At 68.1% G+C, this 3,708-nt stretch carries 3 protein-coding genes; all 3 read right to left on the bottom strand.

All coding sequences use genetic code 11. The annotated features are described in order from the left end of the window. Positions 1-189: 189 nt before the first annotated feature. Positions 190-1,860 (bottom strand): ABC transporter substrate-binding protein, encoded by a 1,671-nt coding sequence (locus RH94_RS12690; RefSeq protein ID WP_073947714.1) that lies wholly within the window; start codon positions 1,858-1,860, stop codon positions 190-192. A 441-nt stretch (positions 1,861-2,301) separates the two neighbouring features. After that, on the bottom strand, positions 2,302-3,090 hold the full coding sequence (locus RH94_RS12685; protein WP_073947713.1) for an enhanced serine sensitivity protein SseB C-terminal domain-containing protein: 789 nt from the start codon (positions 3,088-3,090) through the stop codon (positions 2,302-2,304). A gap of 284 nt (positions 3,091-3,374) precedes the next feature. Further along, positions 3,375-3,708: enhanced serine sensitivity protein SseB C-terminal domain-containing protein (locus RH94_RS43180; protein WP_234425726.1), on the bottom strand; the 334-nt coding region annotated here is incomplete at its 5' end.

The raw sequence follows: 3,708 nt of genomic DNA, 5'->3' as shown, positions 1-3,708 counted from the left end.
AGCCACAGGAAGAGCAGAACCGACAGGCCGAGCAGCGTGGGTATGAGCTGGAGCAGTCTTCGTACGACGAGACGCAGCACCCCGCTTGCCCCTTTCTTGCGTGATGTCTTACATGAATGGACCCGCCCGGTCGCCGAGTTGCGACGACCGGGCGGACCCCCCGTTCTTGGTTTCCTGCCGCTTGCCCGCTTACTTGAAGGAGGTCTCGGAGAAGATCTCCTGCGTCAGCGGGGAGACGTTCGGCGGGTTCACGTTCTTGCCGAAGACGATGGCCGGCGGGGAGGAGGAGATCGGGACACCCGGCAGGTAGTCCATGACGACCTCGTTGGCCTTCTCGTAGGCGGCGGTGCGCTCCTCGGCCTTGCCCAGCTTCGAGCCGGCGTTCACGGCGTCGAAGACCTTCTTGTCCTTGAAGCCCCACTGCTTGTCGAACCCGGCGAACCAGGTGCCGATGAAGTTGTAGCCGTCGTTGAAGTCACCGGTCCAGCCCATCATGTGCAGGGCGCAGGAGCCCACCTGGACGGCGTCGATGTAGTCCGGGGCCCACTTCATGGCCTTGGGCTTGACGGTGATGCCGGCCTTCTCCAGGTCGGCCTTCATCAGCTCGAACAGGTCCTGCGGGGCAGGCATGTACGGGCGGGTGACCTCGGTCGGGTAGCAGAACTCGATCTGGAGCTTCTGCTCACCGGCCTTCTTGAGGAGGTCCTTGGCCTTGGCGGTGTCGTACGGGTACTTCGCGACGTTCTTGGAGTAGCCCGCGATCGTGTCCGGCATGAACTGGTCCGCGGCCTTGCCGCCCTCGGGCAGCTGGGTCTTGACCAGGTTCTCCTTGTCGATCGCCTGCGCGATCGCCTGGCGGACTTCCTTCTTCTTGAGGGCCTTGTTGGCCCCCTGGCTCATGCCCACGTAGAAGAGGTTGAAGACACCACGGGTCGGGACGACGTAGCCCTGCTTCTCGAGGGTCTTGACGTCGGCCGGGGCGACGAGGTCGTAGCCGTCGATGTCACCGGCCTGGAGCGCCTGGCGGCGGCCCTCCTCGGTATCGATCGTGCGGAAGACCAGGTTCTTGATCTTCGCCTTCTCGCCCCAGTAGTCGTCGAAGCGCTCGAGGGTGACTTCCTTGTTGCCCTTGTTCCACTTGACGATCTTGTACGGGCCGGTACCGGCGACCGTGCCGGCCTCCTGGCTGTACTTGGGGTACGTGATGGCGTCGCCCTTGCCGGTCGCCTCCTGCTTCGCGTACTCCTTGATGGCCTTCGGCGAGTGGATCGCCAGGGCGTTGAGGGAGAAGCCGCCGGGGAGGTTGGCGGAGGGCTCCTTGACCTCGATGACGGCGGTGTTCTCGTCCTTCGCGGTGCAGGACTTGTAGTTCGCCTCGGGCGTCTCCTTGTCCTCGTTCTTCGCGAAGCCGCCCATGATGGTCTGCCAGTAGTAGGAGACCGCGCTGGACTGGTAGGTGCCCGTCCAGTTGAACCAGTGGTCGTAGTTGGCGCAGACGGCCGCGGCGTTGAGCGCCTCGCCGTCGTGGAACTTCACGCCCTTGCGAAGGTTGAAGGTCCAGACGGTGCCCTTGTCGTTGCTCGACCAGGTCTCGGCGAGGCCGCCGACCAGCTCGGTACCGCCGGACTTGTGCTCGAGGAGGGCCTCGAACGCCTGCCGCGTCACGCGGAAGGTTTCACCGTCGCTCGCGAGGGCAGGGTCCAGGGAGCCAGGGTCACCGGCGCCGGCGAAGACGAAGGTGTCCTTCTTGCCGTCGCTCTTGTTGCCGGCGTCCCGCTCGCTGGAGCAGCCCGTGGCGATCAGACCGACCGCCACCGCGGCCGTGATCGCCCGAGCGACTCGGGACTTGGTTATGCGCATATTGGGGCCACTCCGGGTCCGCTATGTGGATGCATCTTGACCGGCCGAACACTACAGACGTTCGCAGTGAGTCAGGAACAGTCCGGATAGCGGTGATACCCACCTGAGATCTGAGCAGTTGACATAAGGGGCAGTTCAGGCGTCCCACCGTCGGGATGTGACCCGACGAACACACGAGACGGCCCTCCCAGGGGCTGCCCGAGGAGCTTCGGGCCATGCGAAGAACAGGTGAAACCGCAGGTGACAGGTGGTCAAGTGGCCGTAGCTGAGCGCACATGGCCGAAAATCTGACGCGAAATCATCGCTGGGCGACGGACGAACGGCCCCCTGCGGCACCCGTGTCCACATCGTGGACACGGTCACGCTGAGTCAGCGGAAGCGGGACACCGCCGGTCCGGTCGGCCGGCCGACCGGACCGGGATCCACGCGGATACGACCCGGTCAGCGGCGGTGCGCGGGCGGGTAGCCGTAGCCCGGGGCGGGGGGCGGAACGGCGCCGTGCGCCTCGCGGTCGTAGAACGGGCGGGAGTTGGCGCGCAGCCACATCGCGACCGGGTCGTACTCGTCGGACATCGCGACGGTCGACACCGGCAGCCCGTCGGGGACGGCGCCGATGGACTGCTGCATCATCGCGCGCACCGAGTCGACGGCGGCCGGCGAGGTGTCGTACACGTCCAGGCCGATGGCGAGGTACGGCGCTCCGAGCGCGGGCTGCACCCAGGCGCGGCGCAGCGAGCGGACCGCCGGGGTGCGATGGGCGTTCTGCGTGAGCAGGGCGTAGAACTGCGGGACCTCGACGGCCGGCTCGGACAGGCTGAGCGGCCCCGCGGGCTGGCGGTCCAGACCGGTGGCGATGCGGCGCAGGTCGAGCCAGGGGACGCCGACGCCGCCGCCCGGGGCGTGCGGGTTCAGCCAGAGGCCGTAGTGGTCGGGGTAGAGGGTGCGGGCCACGTCGAGGCCGTCCACCACCTCGTACGACCGCATCCAGCCGCTGGCCGACAGCTCCTGGGCGGAGGTCACGCAGGGCGCGTAGCCGTGGCCGTCGACCTCCATCCGCCCGTACTGGGCGTCGGGGGAACCCGCCTGGCCGTGCCACAGCAGCATCCAGATCTGGCCGGAGGACGGCGTCGCCAGTGCGCGCAGCAGCGCCTCGTAGGCGTCGTAACGCCCGGGCGTCACCTGGCGCAGCGTCTGCTCGACCTGCCCGGCCGTCGTGCCGCTGGCGCTCACGCTCACCTTTTGTACCGCCCCTCCACGAACCCCTCGACGAGCTGTGCACCTAGTGCTGCGACGGGAAAGGTCCGCCGGAGAGCTCTCGGCGTCCGGTGCGGTGCATCGCATGGCGGAGCATCACCCGGGTACGGGACGTACTCGGGTGATGCGACAACGCGGCGAGGTTCCGTGCCGGGCGTCGCGAGCCGGTGAACCTTTCCGGTCGCAGCACTAGCTTAAGGCCGCCCGTGGACTCGGTGGCTGTCGCCGTTTTCGCGGTTGCGGGCCGCTCGTGGGTGCCCTCAGTGGCCGTGCTCGTGGAACGGCCGGACCTTTTCCCTCATCCAGTCGGCCACCGGGTCCTGGGCCACGTCCAGGAGGACCAGGTTGACCGGCCACGCGACCGGGGACTTGGCCAGGGCGCGGCCCAGGGCGTCCAGGGGGCGGGCCAGCGGGTCGTCCTCCTGGTGGGTCAGCTCGACGCCGATGAACATGACCGGGTCGGCCGTCTCGATGGCGGCCAGGCAGCGGCGGGCGGTGCGGACCACCCCGGTCGCGGCGAACTCGGCGGAGGCGGCGGAGAGGAAGTCCACCGGGTCGTCCTGCCAGTCGGGCTCGAAGAGGCGGACGCGGCCG

Source organism: Streptomyces kebangsaanensis (genome assembly GCF_001906585.1).
Classification (GTDB): Bacteria; Actinomycetota; Actinomycetes; order Streptomycetales; family Streptomycetaceae; genus Streptomyces; species Streptomyces kebangsaanensis.
The sequence above is the reverse complement of the archived record's forward strand: the minus strand, read 5'-3'. Positions and strand labels throughout refer to the sequence as shown.